This is a genomic window from Nocardia sp. CC213A (genome assembly GCF_030766805.1).
In the GTDB taxonomy this organism is placed as follows: domain Bacteria; phylum Actinomycetota; class Actinomycetes; order Mycobacteriales; family Mycobacteriaceae; genus Nocardia; species Nocardia otitidiscaviarum.
The window spans coordinates 283327-301066 of sequence record NZ_JASFXA010000007.1 but is presented as its reverse complement, the minus strand read 5'-3'; the positions used below and the strand labels follow the sequence as shown (position 1 = coordinate 301066).

At 70.2% G+C, this 17740-nt stretch carries 17 protein-coding genes; 11 read left to right on the top strand and 6 right to left on the bottom strand.

Going from position 1 to position 17740, the window contains the following annotated elements; all coding sequences use genetic code 11:
* Window positions 1–104 precede the first annotated feature (104 nt).
* The 5 genes from QJS31_RS15815 (at window position 105) to QJS31_RS15795 (ending at window position 4625) form a co-directional block, all read left to right on the top strand.
* Window positions 105–644, top strand: coding sequence for a helix-turn-helix domain-containing protein (locus tag QJS31_RS15815; protein ID WP_282780609.1), 540 nt, complete (start codon window positions 105–107; stop codon window positions 642–644).
* A complete protein-coding gene (locus tag QJS31_RS15810) occupies window positions 641–1300 on the top strand; it encodes a heparin-binding hemagglutinin (protein ID WP_306357023.1) in 660 nt (219 codons plus the stop codon). The genes QJS31_RS15815 and QJS31_RS15810 overlap by 4 nt, the downstream gene beginning before the upstream one ends.
* Window positions 1301–1906: 606 nt before the next feature.
* Complete coding sequence (locus QJS31_RS15805; RefSeq protein WP_029926177.1) at window positions 1907–2203, top strand: DUF2516 family protein; 297 nt, start codon at window positions 1907–1909, stop codon at window positions 2201–2203.
* Between the two features lie 139 nt (window positions 2204–2342).
* Window positions 2343–3365, top strand: coding sequence for an alpha/beta fold hydrolase (locus QJS31_RS15800; RefSeq protein ID WP_306357022.1), 1023 nt, complete (start codon window positions 2343–2345; stop codon window positions 3363–3365).
* Between the two features lie 246 nt (window positions 3366–3611).
* Complete coding sequence (locus tag QJS31_RS15795; protein WP_282781636.1) at window positions 3612–4625, top strand: alpha/beta fold hydrolase; 1014 nt, start codon at window positions 3612–3614, stop codon at window positions 4623–4625.
* A 165-nt stretch (window positions 4626–4790) separates the two neighbouring features.
* On the opposite strand, the gene purU is transcribed toward QJS31_RS15795, so the two are convergent.
* Together purU and QJS31_RS15785 are read right to left on the bottom strand one after the other, a co-directional pair.
* The gene (gene purU, locus QJS31_RS15790; protein ID WP_282781634.1) at window positions 4791–5678 is read right to left on the bottom strand and encodes a formyltetrahydrofolate deformylase; all 888 of its coding nucleotides are present in this window, start codon (window positions 5676–5678) and stop codon (window positions 4791–4793) included.
* Between the two features lie 58 nt (window positions 5679–5736).
* Window positions 5737–6297 (bottom strand): GNAT family N-acetyltransferase, encoded by a 561-nt coding sequence (locus tag QJS31_RS15785; RefSeq protein ID WP_282781633.1) that lies wholly within the window; start codon window positions 6295–6297, stop codon window positions 5737–5739.
* A 71-nt stretch (window positions 6298–6368) separates the two neighbouring features.
* Here QJS31_RS15785 and deoC point away from each other — a divergent pair, with 71 nt between their 5' ends.
* The gene (deoC, locus tag QJS31_RS15780; protein WP_282781632.1) at window positions 6369–7028 is read left to right on the top strand and encodes a deoxyribose-phosphate aldolase; all 660 of its coding nucleotides are present in this window, start codon (window positions 6369–6371) and stop codon (window positions 7026–7028) included.
* A 341-nt stretch (window positions 7029–7369) separates the two neighbouring features.
* On the opposite strand, the gene QJS31_RS37375 is transcribed toward deoC, so the two are convergent.
* Window positions 7370–8911, bottom strand: coding sequence for an LmeA family phospholipid-binding protein (locus tag QJS31_RS37375; RefSeq protein ID WP_372341682.1), 1542 nt, complete (start codon window positions 8909–8911; stop codon window positions 7370–7372).
* 112 nt (window positions 8912–9023) lie between these two features.
* On the opposite strand from QJS31_RS37375, the gene QJS31_RS15770 reads away from it, so the two are divergent.
* The gene (locus tag QJS31_RS15770; protein ID WP_143983707.1) at window positions 9024–9626 is read left to right on the top strand and encodes a hypothetical protein; all 603 of its coding nucleotides are present in this window, start codon (window positions 9024–9026) and stop codon (window positions 9624–9626) included.
* Between the two features lie 102 nt (window positions 9627–9728).
* Window positions 9729–11234 carry a hypothetical protein gene (locus tag QJS31_RS15765; RefSeq protein ID WP_282781631.1) on the top strand — a complete coding sequence of 502 codons (1506 nt, stop codon included), beginning with the start codon at window positions 9729–9731 and terminating at the stop codon, window positions 11232–11234.
* A 211-nt stretch (window positions 11235–11445) separates the two neighbouring features.
* On the opposite strand, the gene QJS31_RS15760 is transcribed toward QJS31_RS15765, so the two are convergent.
* Genes QJS31_RS15760 through QJS31_RS15750 form a run of 3 tightly spaced genes read right to left on the bottom strand, consistent with a single transcriptional unit; the run spans window position 11446 to window position 13245 of the window.
* On the bottom strand, window positions 11446–12243 hold the full coding sequence (locus tag QJS31_RS15760; RefSeq protein WP_282781629.1) for a class I SAM-dependent methyltransferase: 798 nt from the start codon (window positions 12241–12243) through the stop codon (window positions 11446–11448).
* On the bottom strand, window positions 12213–12728 hold the full coding sequence (locus tag QJS31_RS15755; RefSeq protein WP_282781627.1) for a DUF2505 domain-containing protein: 516 nt from the start codon (window positions 12726–12728) through the stop codon (window positions 12213–12215). The genes QJS31_RS15760 and QJS31_RS15755 overlap by 31 nt, the downstream gene beginning before the upstream one ends.
* Before the next feature lie 31 nt (window positions 12729–12759).
* Entirely contained in the window at window positions 12760–13245 is a 486-nt protein-coding gene (locus QJS31_RS15750; RefSeq protein ID WP_282781624.1) for a DUF2505 domain-containing protein, read from the bottom strand.
* Window positions 13246–13313: 68 nt separating this feature from the next.
* Between QJS31_RS15750 and QJS31_RS15745 the strand changes: the two genes are divergently transcribed.
* The 3 genes from QJS31_RS15745 to QJS31_RS15735 all read left to right on the top strand — a co-directional run bounded on the left by QJS31_RS15745 (window position 13314) and on the right by QJS31_RS15735 (window position 17653).
* A complete protein-coding gene (locus QJS31_RS15745) occupies window positions 13314–14525 on the top strand; it encodes a UDP-N-acetylmuramate dehydrogenase (protein WP_282781641.1) in 1212 nt (403 codons plus the stop codon).
* 96 nt (window positions 14526–14621) lie between these two features.
* On the top strand, window positions 14622–15830 hold the full coding sequence (locus QJS31_RS15740; protein ID WP_282781622.1) for an Ig-like domain-containing protein: 1209 nt from the start codon (window positions 14622–14624) through the stop codon (window positions 15828–15830).
* Window positions 15831–15898: 68 nt separating this feature from the next.
* A complete protein-coding gene (locus tag QJS31_RS15735) occupies window positions 15899–17653 on the top strand; it encodes a hypothetical protein (RefSeq protein ID WP_306357021.1) in 1755 nt (584 codons plus the stop codon).
* Window positions 17654–17740 lie beyond the last annotated feature (87 nt).

Here is a 17740-nt window from a genome sequence, read left to right as displayed (position 1 = left end):
TAGATATGGCGGCCAAGTGTTTGCCGAATAGGTGCTAGCAGGGGTGCTTGCAAGAGCTAGCACCCTGACTTAGAATTGACCCCACAACCGCCGGAAGGTGAGTGATGGCACAGGAACCCGAGGTTCCCAACCCGAACATCGACCCGTCGCCGGAGACGTCCGACGACGGCGGCGATGCCAAGGGCCGCGTAGCCAACGCGGCGCACGACATCGGGGGCTTCATCCGGGCGCAACGCGAGGCCGCGCAGGTCTCCCTGCGTCAGCTCGCCGCGCTGGCGGGGGTGAGCAATCCGTACCTCAGCCAGATCGAGCGTGGATTGCGCAACCCGTCCGCCGAGGTGCTCGCACAGATCGCGAAGGGTCTGCGGGTGTCCTCGGAGGTCTTGTACATGCGGGCCGGGTACCTCGAGCAGAGGCCGCACAGCCCGGTCCGGGATGCCCTGCTGGCCGAGACGGCGATCACCGAACGCCAGAAACAGGTGCTCCTGGACATCTACGAATCGTTCCGCCGGGAAAACGCGGCGAACGAGGACCGAGGGGACGCGACGGACCACAAGGGGGGCGTTCCCGGGGGAGACAGGGACAACGAGGTTCCGCACCGCATCACTGAAGTTCCGCCACGCCAGGAGAACGAGCAACCATGACCGAAACCAAGCTTCCCACCGCCGTAGCCAAGCCGCTGTACGCCGGCGTCGGCGCGGGCGACACCGTGTACGCGCAGGTCAAGGACATCGTCGAGAAGGTGCGCGAGCAGGTCGCCGCCACCGACGTGTCCGGCCGCGTGGAAGAGGCCCGCGAGCGCTTCGCCAACCTGCCGGCCGATGTGCAGGAGCAGATCGAGACCATCCGCACCCGGGTGTCCTCGCTGCCCTCCGAGCTGCCGGACGACCTCGCGGAGCTGCGCGAGAAGCTCACCGCCGAGGAGCTGCGCCGCCTCGCCGACCAGTACTACCACCAGGTCCTCGACCTGTACGCCGACCTGGCCGCCCGCGGCGAGGAGACGGTCGAGCGGCTGCGCGCCAACCCGACCTTCGAGGAGCGCTTCGAGCAGGTCGAGAGCTTCTACAGCGACCTGGTGACCCGCACCGAGGACGTGCTGGGCAAGGTGCAGGACCAGGTCGGCCCGCTGCTGGGCCGCGCGGCCGAGCAGGCCGAGGAGCTCGAGGAGACCGTCGAGGCCGAGGTCGTCAAGGTGACCGACGAGCCCGCCGAGACCCCGGCCGCCAAGAAGGCCCCGGCCAAGAAGGCACCCGCCAAGAAGGCCCCGGCCAAGAAGGCCACCCCCGCCGCCAAGAAGTAAGCGGCACACCCCGTTCCGGCGGCCTCCGCACATGACGATGCGCGGAGGCCGCCGTCGGCGTGCCCGGACCTCGCTGTCGGTGCGCCCGTACCTGCCGCGAGGTGCGGCAGTCAGCGCGGGCGTGATGTGTCACCGTCTGGCTGGCCCATGGCAGCGCGAGAGCCAGCTGGCCCATGGCAGCGCGAGCGCCGCGGCCGCGACCGAGCTGGGGCGGCGCAAAGCCGCCGTGGGTCGGGCAGCGAGAGCGCGATGCGCTAACCGTGCGGGCGCGATGCCTGATCTGCGGCAGTGCTGGAGTCGGCGGCGCGGTCGATTTCCGACCGGTGTGCGGCGCTGATCCTGCGGGAACCAGACCGTCAGGGTGACATCCAGGCCGATGACGAACGCGAGCGGAATGGCCAGCGCGACCGCCAGGATCGCGTTCCGCGTCGGAAAGAAGGTCCCACAGCCACCGCGCGCACGCGGGCAATAAGCAGCGTGTTGGCGGAGATGCGCCAGGCGATAGTCCTCACGACGGCAGATGCTGGGCGGCACTCGGGGGCGGCGCGAATCCGGTATGTCCGACCGGTGATTTCGGGCCGGTGCAGTGGCGGTGTTGCTCGTATCATGGGTGGGGTGACTTCGATTACCGGGATGATTTTTCTGCTGCTGTGGCTGGGTGCGCTCGGTATGACCCTCTTCGCGCTGATTCACGCGGTTCGGCAGCGCCCGGACGCGTTCACGGCCGTCGACAAGCTGAGCAAGCCCGCGTGGGTCGGCATTCTGTGCGGCGCGCTGCTGTTCGTGCTGCTGGCGCAGGGCGGCGTGGGGCTGCTGATGATCATCGCGGTGGTCGCCAGTGGCGTGTATCTGGCCGATGTGCGGCCCAAGGTCGACGAGGTGCAGCGCGGTCCGCGCTGGTAGGGCGGGCCTCCGCGAAGAAATTGCCGGGTGTCGGCGGTCCTGTGTGGACTGCTGGCACCCGAATTTTTTTAGTGCTTGCACTAGCAAGCGGGCCTCCGATGGAGTTACTGTATCTAGCAGTAACACAAAGGAGTGTCCTATGCGGGCAAAGCTGCCTACACCAGCGGACCTTGCGGGGCGGGTTCGCGACCTGATGCTCGCCCATCGGGCGGGCCTGCGGACCCGGGTCTACGAGACCGCGGCGCTCAACACCCCGTCCGCGCCCCACGAAGCCGTCACGGTGACCGCCGCCGACGGCACCCGGCTGCGGGCGCACGTCTACGGTCCCGCCGACGCCGACACCATCGTCCTGGTGCACGGCTGGACGTGCAGCCTCGAATACTGGAACCCTCAGATCAACGCCTTCGCCGGCGAGTACCGCGTGGTCGCCTACGACGTGCGCGGCCACGGTGAGAGCGAGCGCGGCCGCAGCCCGCTCACCACCGACCTGCTGGCCGACGACCTCCAAGCCGTACTGGAGGCCACCCTGCGCCCCGGCGAACGCGCGGTCCTGGTCGGTCACAGCCTGGGCGGTATGACCATGCAGGCGTGGGCCGGTCGCCATCCCGAGCAGGTGCCTGCCCGTGCGGCGGCCGTGCTGCTCACCAATACCGCGTCCGCGGATCTGATCGCCGAGACCACGGTGGTGCCGAGCTTCGGCCCCGAACTGGCCCGCCGCCTCCCCTTCCTGATCGGCCTGCTGGCCCTGAGCGCTCCGCTCCCGCTGCCGCCGGTCGTGCCGATTCCCTGGGTACTGCGCCGCCAGATCATGACGCTGGCCGCGGTCGGCGATATCGCCCTGTTCTCGCACAACATCGTGCGTTCCTGCCCGGCGGCCGTGCGCGGTCGCTTCGGCACCCTGCTGTCCTACCTCGATGTGGGTCGGGGCGCGCTGAACTTCACCGTGCCGACCACGGTCATCGCGGGCGAGTTCGATTTCATGACCCCGCCGGTGCATTCCGAGCGCATTGTCGACATGCTGCGTGAGGTGGGGTCTTTCGACGGCTACCGCATACTTCCCACCGGTCATCTCGGCAATGTCGAGGCATACGAGCGGTTCAACGCCGAACTGGCTCGGGTTGCCAAGGCCGCCTTCACGATTCCGGCCGCCGTCGGCGCGTAGAACGCTCGCGCGGGAGCGCGGATGCCCGTGCGCGCGCGGGCATTCGGCATCTCGGGACCGGCATATTCGGGGACGAAACTGTGTTGTAGGTAACAGTCGCCCCGATTTTCCGGACGAATGCCGTTGCGGCGGAACGGGTAATCAATCAGGGCGGCCGCATACGACCGAGTGTCACGATTCGGGTGCTTGCTATTGCTAGCACCGGTGCTTGCTGGGTAGTGTGCCGTAGGACACAAAGGAGTGCTCATGCTGGTGAAGCTGCCTGAAGCGGTGACCGACCTCCGGGCCGACGCGCTGACCGCCCCGTACCGGGCCAGACTGCGGGCTCGGACGTACGCGACCGAGTCGTTCAACGCACCGCGAATCGCCCCCGACGTCATTCCCGTCACCACGCGCGACGGCGCGAAGCTGCGCGTGCACGCCTACGGCCCGGCCGATCGCGATGTGCTGATCTTCGCGCACGGCTGGTCGTGCAGCCTGGAGTACTGGTACCCGCAGATCAACGCCTTCGCCGGTGACTACCGAGTGGTCTCCTTCGATCAGCGCGGCCACGGCGAAAGCGACCTGGGCACGCGCGGTTTCAGCGACGCCCAGTTGGCCGACGACTTCTCCGACATCTTGGACGCGGTGCTGCGTCCCGGCCAGCGCGCGGTGCTGGTGGGACACAGCATGGGCGGCATGACCATTCAGGCGTGGGCCAAGCACTACCCGGAACAGGTGGCGCAGCGGGCCAGGTCGGTCCTGCTCGCCACCACCGCGGCGGGCCGAATCTCCGCCCGCGCCACCGTGATTCCGCTGTTCAACGATCTGATTCCGGCGCCGCGACTGATGGCGCTGGCGCTGTTCGGCACGCCGGTTCCACTGCCGGGCGGCCCGGCGGTGAACCTGATCGCCAAGTCGCGGCTGCTGACTCCGTCGGCCACCACCGACCAGGCGGCCTTCGGTCTGTCCATCGTGCGCTCGTGCCGTCCGTCGGTGCGCGCCGCCGTGGCCCGCGGCCTGATCGACCTGGATATCAACGGCGCCGCCGCGGATCTGTGCGTACCCACCACCGTCATGGCGGGCTCGCACGACCGGCTGCTTCCCGAGATCCACTCCCGCGAGATCGCCGACACCCTCTCGGCGGCGGGCAATCTGGAGCGCTACGTGATCCTGCCGACCGGCCACCTGCCGAATATCGAGGCCGTCGACGAGTTCAATACCGAGGTCGACCGCATTATTCGCATCGGCCGTCGCGGACGTATCGCCGCCGCCGGATAAGACGCGGTTCGCGCGCTGTCGGCCGTGTGTTGTCGCGCGCCTTCGCCGCTGTGCTGTCGAGCGCCTTCGCCGCTGCGCCCCACACGGGTTCGTGGGCGCGGCGGCGAAGGCCTTACCGGCGAACGTCGTGCTGCCGTGCCGTTACCGGCGGCGGGGGATCACCCCTCATGAGAAGACGACGGTGCGACGGCCGTGGACCAGCACCCGGCCCTCGAGGTGCCAGCGCAGCCCGCGCGCCAGCACCACGCGCTCGATATCGCGCCCCTGCCGGACCATATCGCGCACGGTGTCGGCGTGGTCGATGCGAATGACGTCCTGTTCGATGATCGGTCCCGCGTCGAGTTCGGCCGTCACGTAGTGGCAGGTCGCGCCGATCAGCTTCACGCCGCGCGCGAACGCCTGGTGATACGGGCGCGCGCCCACGAACGACGGCAGGAAGCTGTGGTGGATATTGATGGCGCGCCCCGCCCAGTGCTCGCACAGTTCCGGCGGCAGCACCTGCATGAACCGGGCCAGCACCACGGCGTGCGGATCGTGCACGTCCACCAGTTCGCGCACCTGCTCGAAGGCCGGGCCGCGGTCGGCGGGGTCCTTGGGGAAGGGCACGTGGTGGAATTTCACGCCGTGCGCCTCGGTAATGGCGGCCAGGTCGGGGTGGTTGCCGATCACGGCCTCGATGGTGGCGGGCAGTTCGCCCATGGTGGCGCGGCCGAGTAGGTCGTGCAGGCAGTGCCCGTCCTTGCTGACCAGCAGGACGGCGCGGCGCTTGGCCCCGGAGTCGTGGACCTGCCATTCGGTCTCCGGACCCAGTTCGGCCGCCACGGCGGTGAACCGGTCACGCAGTTCGTCGAGGCCGAACGGCACCGTGGCCGCCTCGATGGCCTGCCGCGTGAAGAACCAGCCGGTCTCGAAATCGGAGTGGTAGCCGGCCTCCACGATCGACCCGCCGAAGTCGGCGATGAAGGAGGTGATCCGGGCGATGATGCCCGGACGGTCCGGGCAGCCCAGGGTCAGCACATAGCGCCGATCATCGGTGGCAGCGGCAGAACTCATACCGGCCATCCTCCCAGGGACGGCACTGTGACCTCCGTCAGGGGCGAGCCGCCCCGGTTCACAATTCGTAGAACGGGTCGGCGTAGCGGAACTCGCCGCTGATCTCGTCCTCGTACGCGCTCAGCGGCCGCACCTGGAAATGCGACGCCCATTCGGGATTGTCCGGCACGATGCTCAGCCGCGCACCGGGCACGAAGCCGAATCGCGGGTAGTAGTCGAGACTGCCCAGCAGGCCCACCAGGGGCTCGTCGAGTGCGTCGGCCGCGCCCAGCGCCGCGTGCATGAGGGCCGCGCCGATGCCGCCGCTCTGGAATTGCGGCAGTACGCCGATCGGGCCCAGCGCCAGCACCGGGAACGGCCCGACCGCGGCCCGGGTGAGGCAGATATGGCCGGCCACGCGGTCCTGAATCTCGGCCACCATGGTCAGCGTGGGCATCCATCCGGAGTTGTCGCGCAGCCGCCGCACCAGATCGACCTCGGGGGGATCGGCGAGGGCCGCCGGTGCGCCATCGTCCGGCCAGGGCTCGCCGTGGGCGTTGGCGTACTGGGCGGCGAAGGCGTTCCGGTGCACCGCGGCGATGGCGGCGACGTCGCCCGGACGCTCGCGACGAATCAGCACACCTACGAGTGTGCGGGACAGCGGTCCGCACTCGCAATGAAATTGCCACCGATATGCCAAACTCACAGCCCATGGCACAGCTTTCCCGCCGGGACGTCGCGGCACTGATCGATCACACCCTGCTCGCACCGGAGGCGACCGCCGCGCAGGTGGCCGCGCTCGTGGACGAGGCCCGCGACCTCGGCGTCTTCGCGGTCTGCGTGTCGCCGTCCATGCTGCCGCTGCGCGCCCCCGGTCTGGCGGTGGCCACCGTCGCGGGTTTCCCGTCCGGTAAGCATCATTCGCTGGTCAAGGGCACCGAGGCGCGGTTGTCGGTGGACCAGGGCGCGGACGAGGTGGATATGGTCATCGACGTCGGCGCGGCGGTGGCGGGGGATTTCAACGCGGTGCTGGGCGACATCATCACGGTGCGCGAGGCCATCGGGGACCGCGCGCTGCTCAAGGTGATCATCGAATCGGCGGCTCTCACCGATGCCGCGATCGTGGAATGCTGCCGGGCTGCCGAACGCGCCGGAGCCGATTTCGTGAAGACCTCCACCGGTTTTCATCCCTCCGGTGGGGCGAGCGCGCACGCGGTGCGGTTGATGGCCGAGACGGTCGGCGACCGTTTGGGTGTCAAGGCCAGCGGCGGCATCCGCACCGCCGAGGCGGCGGCGGAGCTGATCGCGGCGGGGGCTACCCGGCTGGGGCTGTCGCGCTCACGCGAGGTGCTGGCCGGGTTCCCGGACTGACCCGACCTCGCGGGCTGGCTCGATCACGCGGCCGCCCTGACCCACCCCGCGGCCCCGACCCTGCGGCGACGAATCGTCGCGCACCACGGCACCAGACCAGGTGCGATCCCCAGGTGGGCGTGATCTACCGCGGTGAGCGCGTTCCGCCGCACAACGCTCACCGCCGCAGCCCGAGGGAGTGCCAGCGAGCAGGAACGGTCGCTCCGGCATCCTGCGGGTGCCGGTGCAACCGGCCCGTTGGACGCGGGAGCCGGCACACACCCGCTCGCGGTGTGAGTGCCGGACGCCCGAGAATGGCGCTGTCGAAACACCCGTCAACTCGGGCATCTCAACAGGCTGTGTCAGCAGCGGAAGTCGGAGGAATCGCCCTGCGCGGCAGGCAGTTCGGTCTTGCCGCCCGCGAGCAGCACGCGCAGGCCGCTGTCGGTGACCTGGACCTCGGTGGGTTGCAGCCCCATCGGGTAGCTCTGCAGGCTCTCCGCCATCAGGTCGACGATGCCCTCGACCAGATCGGTGGGCAGGCCGAAGCCGAGCAGCGAGGCCGCTTCGGTGGTGACCTCCACCCTGCCGCCGACCACCTGGGGCTTGACCTCGAGGCCCGCGAGTCCGCCCAGCACCGCGAAGGTCAGCGTGTCCTTGGTCGGATTGGACTCGACGCCGGACACCAAGCCGCCCAGGGTTTTCGAGATGCCGTCGTTGCTCCAGGTGACGTCGGCGGAAGAGCTGCCGATGGTGCCGCCGCCGCGTCCGTTGTCCACCACCTCGATGTCGTTGAACTTCGCGTGCACCACCATGCCCACGGCGGGACCGAATTTGGTGTCGTCGCTGTTCACCGTCACCGACGACACCTTGCCGTCGAACATGGTGATGAGCATGGGTTTGGCCCCGAAGGACACGTCGATCCTGGACCCCATCTCCTGTTCGAACTGGGAGGTGATGCAGTTCTCCACGGTGCGCCGCGCGTAGGCCTCACCACCGGCCAGGGCGGCGATGGCGAGCAGCGAGACCACGACGGCGACGATGAGCAGGGTGCGACCACGCATCCAGGACGAACCTCCTCCGGAGCCAGCGGCATTCGGCCCCACCGGTGGCGGGGGAGTGGTCGGCGGCTGCTGTTCGCCGCCGGGTGCCGCGCCCGCCGCCAGCGCGGCCGCGTCGAAGGTCTCGGTGCCGTACGGTCCCAGCGCCGCGGTGTCCTGGCGGCCGGACGGGTACGGACCGCCGGTCGAGCCGAGCACCGCAGTGTCCTGGTGGCCAGAAGTGTCCTGGTGGCCGGACGGATTCGGACCGCCGGTCGGGGCGAGCACCTCGGTGCGGTGATCGGTCGGATTCTCCTGCGCCCCGCGCATTCCGGCGTGCTGCGGGTACGCGGCATCGGGGGAGTTGCCCAGTACCTCGGTGGGCGCCGAGTCGGACACGGACACACGGCCGGGGAATGCCTTGGTCGTGTCGTTGTTTCCGGCTGCCGTCGTGTTCGCGCCGAGGACCTCGGTCGGTGCCGAGTCAGACACGGACGCACGGCCGCCGAACGCTACGGTGGTGTCGTCCTGTCCGACGCCCTGGTGTGCGCCGAGGACCTTGGTCGGTGCCGAGTCGGATACCGACTTGCCGCTCCCGAATGCCTTGGTGGTGTCGTCGGTTACGGTCGCGCCCGATGCTCGCGGCGGTGCGGAGTCGGACGCGCCGCCCCCGGGGACCTCGGTGGCGTGGTCGCTGCCGGATGCTTCGGGTCTGTGTTCGGCGGTGGTGTCCGGTAGGGCGGTGCCCGGCTCGTGGCTCACTTCGTTTCCGGTGCCGCCGACCAGGGTGGCGTCCGGGTCCGAGGCGTGAGGCGCGCCGGTATCGCGCTCGGCCGCGTCGTCCGAGGTGGGTTTCGAGCTCATGGGGGCGATTCTTCCCGAGGTTTCTGTGCGGGCTCTGTGCTTCCGATGAGGTGTTGACCGAACCTGGGCGGAATGTGACATAACGCACAACCCCCGGCGTAACCTGTTTCACATGGCTGGGGAAGCCGCAGCGGAGCGGGATTTCGGGCGCGGATGGCAGGCGTTGCGGCAGCTGGCCGGCCGGCACGCGGGGTATTTCACGACCCGGCAGGTGCTGCGCACCGGCTGCGAGGTCCAGGTCCGCGACGGTTTGCGGGACGGCACGGTGTCCCGGGCCGGAGTGGGCCTGCTGCGCCTGACCGACTGGCCCGACGGCCCGCTCGACGAGTACGCGATGTGGTCGGCCTGGTTCGACGGCGCCGCCGCGGTCTCCCACCACAGCGCCGCCGAACTGCACGGTCTGGGTCGGCTGCGCCCCCGCTACGTCCACATCTCCGCCGGGGTGGGCCGCTTCCCGCTCTCCCCCCGCCTGGTGGTCCTGCGCCGCGCCCTCACCCGCTCCGACATCCAGTCGGCGGGCGCGTTCCTGGTCACCACCCCGCTGCGCACGGTCCTCGATCTGGCCGAGACCGGCATCGGCCAATCCGCCCTCGACGAAGTGGTGGCCGACGCGGTCGCCATCGACCGCTGCGCCAGCACCGACATCCGCACCGCCTGCACCGCCCTCCCCCCACTCACCGCCGCCCGCCTGCACCGCGCCCTCGCCCGCGCCTGACCACTGCGGCATGGCGAGTCCGAAGCGGTAGGTCATGGCATGTGGGGGTCGCGTCGTCGGCGGGGTCGCGCCGGAATCCGGTTCGTGGCATGGTGACTGATCATGGGGAAGGTCGGCTGTGGTGCGTGGGATCTGAGCTTTCCCCCGGGGCCGCCGGATCGGGTCGCCGATATGTTCACCGCCGCGGTGGTGGCCGATGCGGTACGGCGGTTCGACGCGGATCTGGCGCAGTCGGTGGAGACGTCCCGGGATTGGCGGCGCGGATATCGCGGGGTGTTTCGCGGTGTGACGGCGTTGGCGGTGTCCGCGCCGGCGATGTCGCTGGGTATCGCCCAGGAGGGGTTGGCGTCGCTGCGCACCATGCTGCGGTTCGCGGCGGGCCGTCGGGTGACCGCGCTGCGGTCGGTGAACGTGGCCGTGGAGGCCGACGATACGGATCTGGCCACCGGACGCGTGGACGGTGCGGCCGAGCCGGTGCGGCGGCTGGAGGTGCCGTATCGCGGAGAGGTGTTGGCGGAGGAGCGGTTACGGCGGCAGCTGGCGAGCTGGCAGCGCGACGGCATCGTGGAGCCCGGTTTCGCGACAGCGGTGGAGCGGGTCATCGACCATCCGGAGTGGCTGCCGCTGCCCGGTTTCCGGCTGACGGTGGTGGGCGCGTCCGCGCATCTCGCGCCCCTGCGGCCGCTGTTGTCCTGGGGCGCGGATGTTTTGGCGGTGGACCGTCCGGGCCGCTCCCGCTGGGATCGCCTGCACGCCGTGGCGCGATCGCGCGCGGGCTCGCTGCGTTTCCCGCTCACCGAGTCCGGCCCCGGCGCGGATCTCACCAAACACTTTCCGACGCTGGTTCGTTGGATTCTCGCCCATGCCGACGCCCGCCCGGTGCTGGGCCTGTATGCGAGCAATCCGGGCGCGGCCGGGGTGCGGCTGTCCGCGGCGGCCGATGTACTCGCCGAGGCGGTGCGGCGCGCCCGCCCGGATACCGCGCTCGCCTATCTGGGCGCGTCCACCGACTGTTACGCGGTGCCCCCGCCGGTGCTGGCGGCGGCGCGGGAGCGCTCGACCGGCGGGGGAGTGCGCGGCACGGTGCAGGACGCGCTGCGCCGCGTGACCCCCTGGCCGGTGTATCACCCGAACTATCCGGAGCCGGTCCGCACCGAGGACGGCGCGGAATGGGGCCTGTTCGACAATCTCCCGACCATTCTCGGCCCGGATTACGCCCTGGCCCAGCGTCTTCCGCGCTGGCGCGCGGTGCTGACCCGCGCCGCCGGTGGCACGGTCTCGTATACGGTCGCTCCGCCGGCCTGGCCCACCGATATTCGGGAGGCCACGCTGCGCCCGATCACACTGCGCGGCGTCGACCATTACGGCATCGAGGTCTTCGAACCGTCCACGGCCCGCGTCCTGCTGGCCGCCAAACTGGTGGCCGACCTGTTCGACCCGGCCCAGGACTCCGAGGCCAACCCCGAAGCCCTGTTCACCACCGGTGCCGCGCACGGCGGCCTGTGGCGGCAGCCCTTCCAGCCGAGTTCCCTGCTGGCTCCCTCCACCCTGCTCGGCTGCCTGGACGCGGTGCGCGACTTCGGCGAACGCCACCTGCGCCCGCGCTGACGACACCCTCGCCGAACTACGCGCCCGCCGTTCGCTCGACTCCGCGTCCGCCGTTCGCTCGACTCCGCGCCGCTGCGGTCCCGGTCCACACGGAGTCGGCCACCCACAAGCGGCTGCTCACCGCCATCCGCGCGGTGCCGATCTGCACGGGTGGTGCGGCCTGCACGGGTGGTGCCCCCGCACGCCGGTCCGGCTGCTCGCCGGATTCCACTCACCTCGGCGCGACGTCCGCCCATGGCACCGACAGCACACAGTCGCGCATCCGTCGCCGATACCCCCGCAGCGGAAACCCTTGCTGCCGTAACAGTTCCGCTGCGTGCCGCCACCGCACCCGCGGCCCGAACACCGCCAGCGGCGCGGCACGGGCCCACGCCCGATCGGCGGCGCTGAGCAGCGTGTGGATGGGTTCGCCCGGGATATTGCGGTGGATCAGGACTTTCGGGAGTCGTTCGGCGAGGTCGGAGGGTTTCTCGATATCGAACGGATCCCAGGCGAGGGTCAGTGAGAGCGGTCCGGCACGGTCGAGCAGCACCCAGGCGCACCGCCGCCCGAGTTCGTCGCAGGTGCCGTCCAGTAGCAGCCCGCCGGGCGCGAGATTGCCGAGGATGGTGTTCCACGCCCCCGGCACGGCCGATTCCGGATACTGCCGCAGCACATTGAAGGCCCGCACCAGATCCGGCCGCAGGCCCGCCAATTCGAAACCCCCGCGCGCGAATTCGACGCCGTCGCGGCCGGGCACCACCCGATCGGGGTCGATCTCCAGCCCCACCACGCGGATATCGGCGCGCACCGTCCGCAGCCGCGCGGCCAGTTCCAGCGTGGTGACCGGCATGGCCCCGTAGCCGAGGTCCACGACCAGCGGCCGCGTCGCGGCCAGTAGCCGCCCGGTTACCAGTTCGTCGTGGACCAGCCACCGGTCACCGCGCCGCAGCCGGTTGATGCCGGTGGTGCCGCGCGTGATGGTGCCGATGGGCTTGGCTAGTGGACGGGTTTCAGCTCGTCCAGCCACCGCTGTGTCATTTCGGCTTCCGCCCGGAACAGGTCGATCAGGTTCACGAGCAGCAGTTGTTCGAGCTTGGTTCCGAAGAACGGGATGTGCACCTGCGCCCGGGAGGAGATGCGCAGGGTGCAGCCGATCTCGGTGGGGAACAGGTGCAGTTTCCCCCCGAGCGTGCCCGGCCCGTTCGGGATTTCCGCTGTATAGGTGCCGTGCACCTCGGGTCCGAAGGGGTCGTAGTGCTCGGTGCGGGTGATGGTCATATCACCGCGCATGACGGTCTGCGCCATGGGCGGCAGCATGTCGCGCGGCAGCACATGGCGTAGCACCACGTCGATGCCGTCGTCGCCCGCCGTCAGGTTCACCACGTCGTTGGGTGAGTATTTCCGCATCTCCTCGATCCGCGCATCCCAGTAGGCGCGGCTGGACAGAGCCGTGTAGACCTCTTCGGTGGTGTGCAGCGGATAGCGGGCGGAGTAGTCGAGTCGGCGGGCCATGAGCGGTGAGGTTACCGGCGGATAGCCGCGGTCAGTGCGAAGACAGCCAATTGTCGGTGAACTCGGCCTCGCGGACCAGCAGGTCGGTCAGGTTCTCCTGGATGGCGGCTTCGATCTTGCGGCCGAAGAGCGGGATCTTGACCTCGATACTGCCGTCGACCACGTAGCTGGAGCCGGTGCCGTCCGCGCTGAGCGTGAGCGTGCCGCTCACCTCGGCGGGCGCGCCGTCGACCCGCGCGGTGAAGGTGCCCGACGAGCCGTTCCAGACCTCGGTCCGCGGAATGACCAGCCCGTCCGGTTTGATCGCGGTGATCTGGGCGGGCAGATCCGCGGGGGGAATGGTCTGGACGAGCTCCACGTGCACCCGCTCGCCGTCGATGGCGATGGATTCGATGCGCGCGTTGACGCCGCCGACCTGCTCGACGCGGTCCTTCCAATACTGCTCATTGGCGAAGGCCGCGCGTACGGAGGCGGCGGAGTGGGCGGAGCGCCCGGTGAAGGCCAGAGGTGTCGCCATGGGGGGACACGCTACCGTCTGTGCCTGTGCGTACTTCTCGGGTGGTGCCGTTCGAGCACCTGCGGGACATGCTGGCGACGACCGGCGCGCGACTGCGCGATGCGGTGCCGCTGGCGGAGCTGACGACCCTGCGGGTGGGCGGCCCGGCCCCCGTCGCGGATTGCGCCACCACGGAGGCGCTGGTGGCGACGGTCCGCGCCCTGGACGCCGCCGACATCCCGGTGCTGCTGGTCGCGGGCGGCTCGAACCTCCTCGTCGCGGATGAGGGGTTCCCGGGCGTGGTGGTGCGCATCGCCAATGCGGGAGTGCGCATCCTGACGGGCGCGGACGACGCCGTTGCCGCCGTCGCCGGGAACGATGCGCGCGCTGCGGCCATCCGCACGGATGCCGAGACCGGTGCGGTCGTCGCGACACCCGCGGCCGGTGGGATCGGCGTGACCGATGTGCCAGGTGGGGGCGATGTGGTGCGCGTAATCGCCGAGGCGGGTGCGAACTGGGATGCCGTGGTGGCCGAGACGGTGGTCGCCGGGTACGGCGGTCTCGAATGCCTGTCCGGCATCCCGGGTTCCGCCGGTGCGACCCCCGTGCAGAATGTCGGTGCGTACGGCGTCGAGGTCGCGAATCTGCTCACGCGCGTGCGGCTGCTGGATCGCGCGTCCGGCGAGATCACCTGGGTGCAGCCGTCCGAGCTCGGTTTCGGCTATCGCACCTCGGTGCTCAAGCACAGTGATCACGCGGTCGTGCTGGCCGTCGAATTCGCCCTGCGTGCCGACGGTTCCAGCGCACCCCTGCGCTATCGCGAGCTGGCCGCCGCCCTCGGTGCCGAGGAGGGGGAGTCCCGTCCCGCCGCCGAGGTCCGCGCGGCGGTGCTGCGGTTGCGCGCGGGCAAGGGCATGGTGCTGGATCCGGCCGATCACGACACCTGGAGCGCGGGTTCGTTCTTCACCAATCCGGTGGTGCCCGCCGCCCGTGTCGAGCAGGTGCGCGCGGCCATCACCGCACAGGTGGGTCCGGATGTGGCGGTGCCCACCTATCCCGCCCCGGACGGCGTGAAGTTCTCGGCGGGCTGGCTCATCGAGCGCGCGGGTTTCGCCAAGGGTTTCCCGGACGAGTCCGCCCCCGCCCGGCTGTCCACGAAGCACACCCTGGCCTTGACGAATCGCGGTGCGGCCAAGGCGTCGGATGTGGTCGCGCTGGCTCGCACGGTCCGCGACGGGGTGGCCGAGCGCTTCGGCATCCGCCTGGAACCGGAGCCCGTCACCGTCGGCCTGACGCTCTGAAAGGGTGGCGTTCCCCACGGTCCGCGCAGCCCGGGGGCCGCGGTATCGAGGGGTAACTTGGCGTAAGTGAGCAATCGAGGAGGATCCGCCAGACGAGTGGCCACGGTGCTGACCGCGTTTCTCGCCGCGGTCGCGCTGCTGGCCGGATGTTCATCGGATAAGGGTGACGGCCCGCAGGCCCCCGCGGGTCCCGTCGCAAAGGTGACAGTCGACCCCGGCGACGGCGCCGGCGATGTCAACCCCACCGCACCCGTCTCGGTCTCGGTGGCCGGCGGCCGCATCGACCAGGTGGCCCTGACCAACCCCAACGGCAAACAGGTCACCGGCGAGTTCAACGCCGACCACACGGCGTTCACGGTGACCGAGCCGCTCGGCTACGGCGTCACCTACAGCTGGTCGGGCACCGCCACCGGCACCGACGGCAAGCCGGTGCCGATCGACGCGAAGTTCACCACGGTGCGACCGGAGTCGACGGTGTCGGCGACCATCAATATCGGCGACGGCCAGCAGGTCGGCATCGCCGCGCCGATCATCGTGCAGTTCAGCAAGCATGTCGAGAACAAGGCGGCGGTGGAGCGGGCCATGACGGTCAGCACCGATCCCGGCGTGGAGGGCTCGTGGGCGTGGCTGCCGGATGACAACGGCGGCTCTCGCGCGCACTGGCGTCCGCGCGAGTACTGGACGCCCGGCACCACGGTGGACCTGCAGGCCAAGCTGTACGGCATGGATATGGGCGACGGCGCGTACGGCGCGGCCGATATGAGCTCGAACTTCAGCATCGGCCGCGCCCAGATCGTCAAGGCCGACGCCCCCAGCCACCGCATGCGGGTGGTGCGCGACGGCCAGGTCGTCTTCGATTTCCCGGTGAGCTACGGCGAGGGCAATGAGGACCGCAATGTCACCCGCTCCGGCATCCACGTGGTGACGGAGAAGTACGAGGACTTCATGATGTCGAATCCGCCGTACTACGAGAACGTGCGGGAGCGCTGGGCGGTGCGCATCTCCAACAATGGCGAGTTCATCCACGCCAATCCGGAATCGCTGTCGGCGCAGGGCAATACGAATGTCACCAACGGCTGCATCAATCTGAGCCCGGGAGATGCGCAGGCGTACTTCCCGACCGCGCTGTACGGCGACCCGGTCGAGGTGACCGGCACCCGCATCCAGCTGTCGGCGGCGGACGGCGACATCTACGACTGGACCATCGACTGGAACACCTGGAAGAGCATGTCGGCGTTGCAGGGCGATCCCGCCCCTGCCGTCTCGGCCACTCCGGTGCCGCCCGGCCCGCCGCGCGCCAACTGAACCCTGGTCGTTCGACCTGCTGATCGCGGGCCCGCCGACTACCGTTGACGCGGTAGTGAGGAGGGCCCGTGATCGTTGCGGGAGCGGGGCCGATACGCCCGTTGAGTCCATCGGAGCGATGGTTCTGGATCATCGACCGCATATCTCCGTCCAACTGCATCGGGCGGATTCGCGTACATGGTCGGATCGAGCCGGGTCGCCTGGAGCATGCGGCCGCCGCCCTGGTGGCCGAATACCCGCTGCTGCGAGTCGGAGTCGAGCACGGCGCGGCCTTCGCCCCACGCTTCGTCGCGCTCGCCGACCCACGGCTTCCCGTGCGACGCGTGCGGACCGACGATCCCGAAGCCTGGCGACCGGCGGTGGACGCCGAACTGGCGCAACCGTTCGACACCACCACCGGCCTGGCGCGGGCGGTCGACATCGTGCACGCGGCCGCTACCCCGGCGGAGCACCACGACATCCTGCTGACCGTCTCCCATGTGCTCCTCGACGGCCGCTCCCTGGTCACCCTGCTGCGCAAGCTGATCGACTACGCGGCGGACGGCGGGGCGTGCGAAGACTCGGAACCCGACCCCGTGACTTCCGAGTCCGCGTCGACCGAGTCCGCGTCGACCGAGTCCGCGTCGACCGAGCCTGGAGCCCACCGCGCCGGATCGGGAGTAGGCCACGCGGCGTCGGGTTCGAATGCCGTCACCGGCGCTGCCGCGTCTCCCGTGCCGGAACGCGAGTTCTCCGCGTGCGGTCCGCCCTACGCCGTCGCGGAAACCGATTCTGTCGGGTGTGCTGTCGGGCCCACGGTGGGAGTTTCCAGAGTCGGGGGTGGTGCCGGGGCCGCCGTGCCGGAACCCGGCGTTGCCACCGGTGCGGCCGGACCCGTTGCGCCGGGAGCGGCGTCGAGCGGCGTCTCGCCCACCGCGGCGGAATCCGACCCCGCATGGCGTGGTCACTCACCCCCGGCACCCGCCACCAGATCTTCCGTGACACGGCATCCGACTACTTCGCGTCCACCGGTTCCTCCGGCCGACGACCTCATTCCCCGTGCGGCGCGCGGGATGTGGCGGTACCTGTTCACGACCCTCGCGGACCAGGCGGTAGCGCTCGTGCGCCGCCCGCGGTTGCTGACCGGCGCCGGACCCGTACCGCTGCCGGATCGGCGGACCCGGTCGGTGCGCCGGGTGCTGGAGGCGCGGCGGCTCGCCGCGCTGACGGCGGAGTGCCGCGCCGCGGGAGTGACGGTGCACGGGGCACTGGTCGGCGCGGTGGCGCACGCCATCGGGCACACGGTGCGCCCCCAGCGCAGCGGCTGCACGGGCATCGCCTCCCCGGTGGACTTCCGGCAGCAGTTGACCCCCGTCCCGGCCGCCGACGAACTCGGCATCTACGCACCGGTTCTCACCACGTTCGTGCCCTTCGGCCCGCGCCGCTCGCTCTGGTCGGCGGCGCGTTCGGTGAACCGCCAACTCGACCGCAAGGTTCGTCAGCGGCGGCACCTCGCCACGGTCGCCGGGATGCGCTACGGCACCCCGAAGTCTCTCGAATCCGGCTGGCGCGTGGTGAAACTCATCGACCGCCGGGCCCCGTGGAATGTCTCGGTGACCAACCTCGGCCGCGTCGACTTCCCGCCCGCGCCGGGGGAGTGGCGCACCTGCGGCCTCTCCGTCGCCGCGGGCAACTCCTGCGTCAGCGCCCTCACCGTCGCCGTGGCCACCGCGCACGACGAAATGAGTCTCGAGTTCTGCTACGTGGACGGCGTGCTGTCCCCGGCGTCGGCCGAACGCTTCGCCGATCTGGTGCTTGCGACCCTCGCCGACCGGGTGGGGTAGCCAAGCACCGCGACTTTCGCACAGGGTCGTAGCCCCGGTTCGGTGGCCCGGATCGCGGCGGCCCATGTGCGGCGGGCGCCGGTCCGC

Bases quoted from the DNA above. Each gene is read 5' to 3' on its own strand.
- QJS31_RS15770 (WP_143983707.1), top strand. From the start codon at position 9,024: ATGGCTGGGGAAGCCGCAGCGGAGCGGGATTTCGGGCGCGGATGGCAG.
- QJS31_RS15755 (WP_282781627.1), bottom strand. From the start codon at position 12,728: ATGGCCCGCCGACTCGACTACTCCGCCCGCTATCCGCTGCACACCACC.
- QJS31_RS15810 (WP_306357023.1), top strand. From the start codon at position 641: ATGACCGAAACCAAGCTTCCCACCGCCGTAGCCAAGCCGCTGTACGCC.
- QJS31_RS15765 (WP_282781631.1), top strand. From the start codon at position 9,729: ATGGGGAAGGTCGGCTGTGGTGCGTGGGATCTGAGCTTTCCCCCGGGG.
- QJS31_RS15800 (WP_306357022.1), top strand. From the start codon at position 2,343: ATGCGGGCAAAGCTGCCTACACCAGCGGACCTTGCGGGGCGGGTTCGC.
- QJS31_RS15815 (WP_282780609.1), top strand. From the start codon at position 105: ATGGCACAGGAACCCGAGGTTCCCAACCCGAACATCGACCCGTCGCCG.
- QJS31_RS15805 (WP_029926177.1), top strand. From the start codon at position 1,907: ATGGGTGGGGTGACTTCGATTACCGGGATGATTTTTCTGCTGCTGTGG.
- deoC (WP_282781632.1), top strand. From the start codon at position 6,369: ATGGCACAGCTTTCCCGCCGGGACGTCGCGGCACTGATCGATCACACC.
- QJS31_RS15750 (WP_282781624.1), bottom strand. From the start codon at position 13,245: ATGGCGACACCTCTGGCCTTCACCGGGCGCTCCGCCCACTCCGCCGCC.
- purU (WP_282781634.1), bottom strand. From the start codon at position 5,678: ATGAGTTCTGCCGCTGCCACCGATGATCGGCGCTATGTGCTGACCCTG.
- QJS31_RS15745 (WP_282781641.1), top strand. From the start codon at position 13,314: ATGCTGGCGACGACCGGCGCGCGACTGCGCGATGCGGTGCCGCTGGCG.
- QJS31_RS15795 (WP_282781636.1), top strand. From the start codon at position 3,612: ATGCTGGTGAAGCTGCCTGAAGCGGTGACCGACCTCCGGGCCGACGCG.
- QJS31_RS37375 (WP_372341682.1), bottom strand. From the start codon at position 8,911: ATGAGCTCGAAACCCACCTCGGACGACGCGGCCGAGCGCGATACCGGC.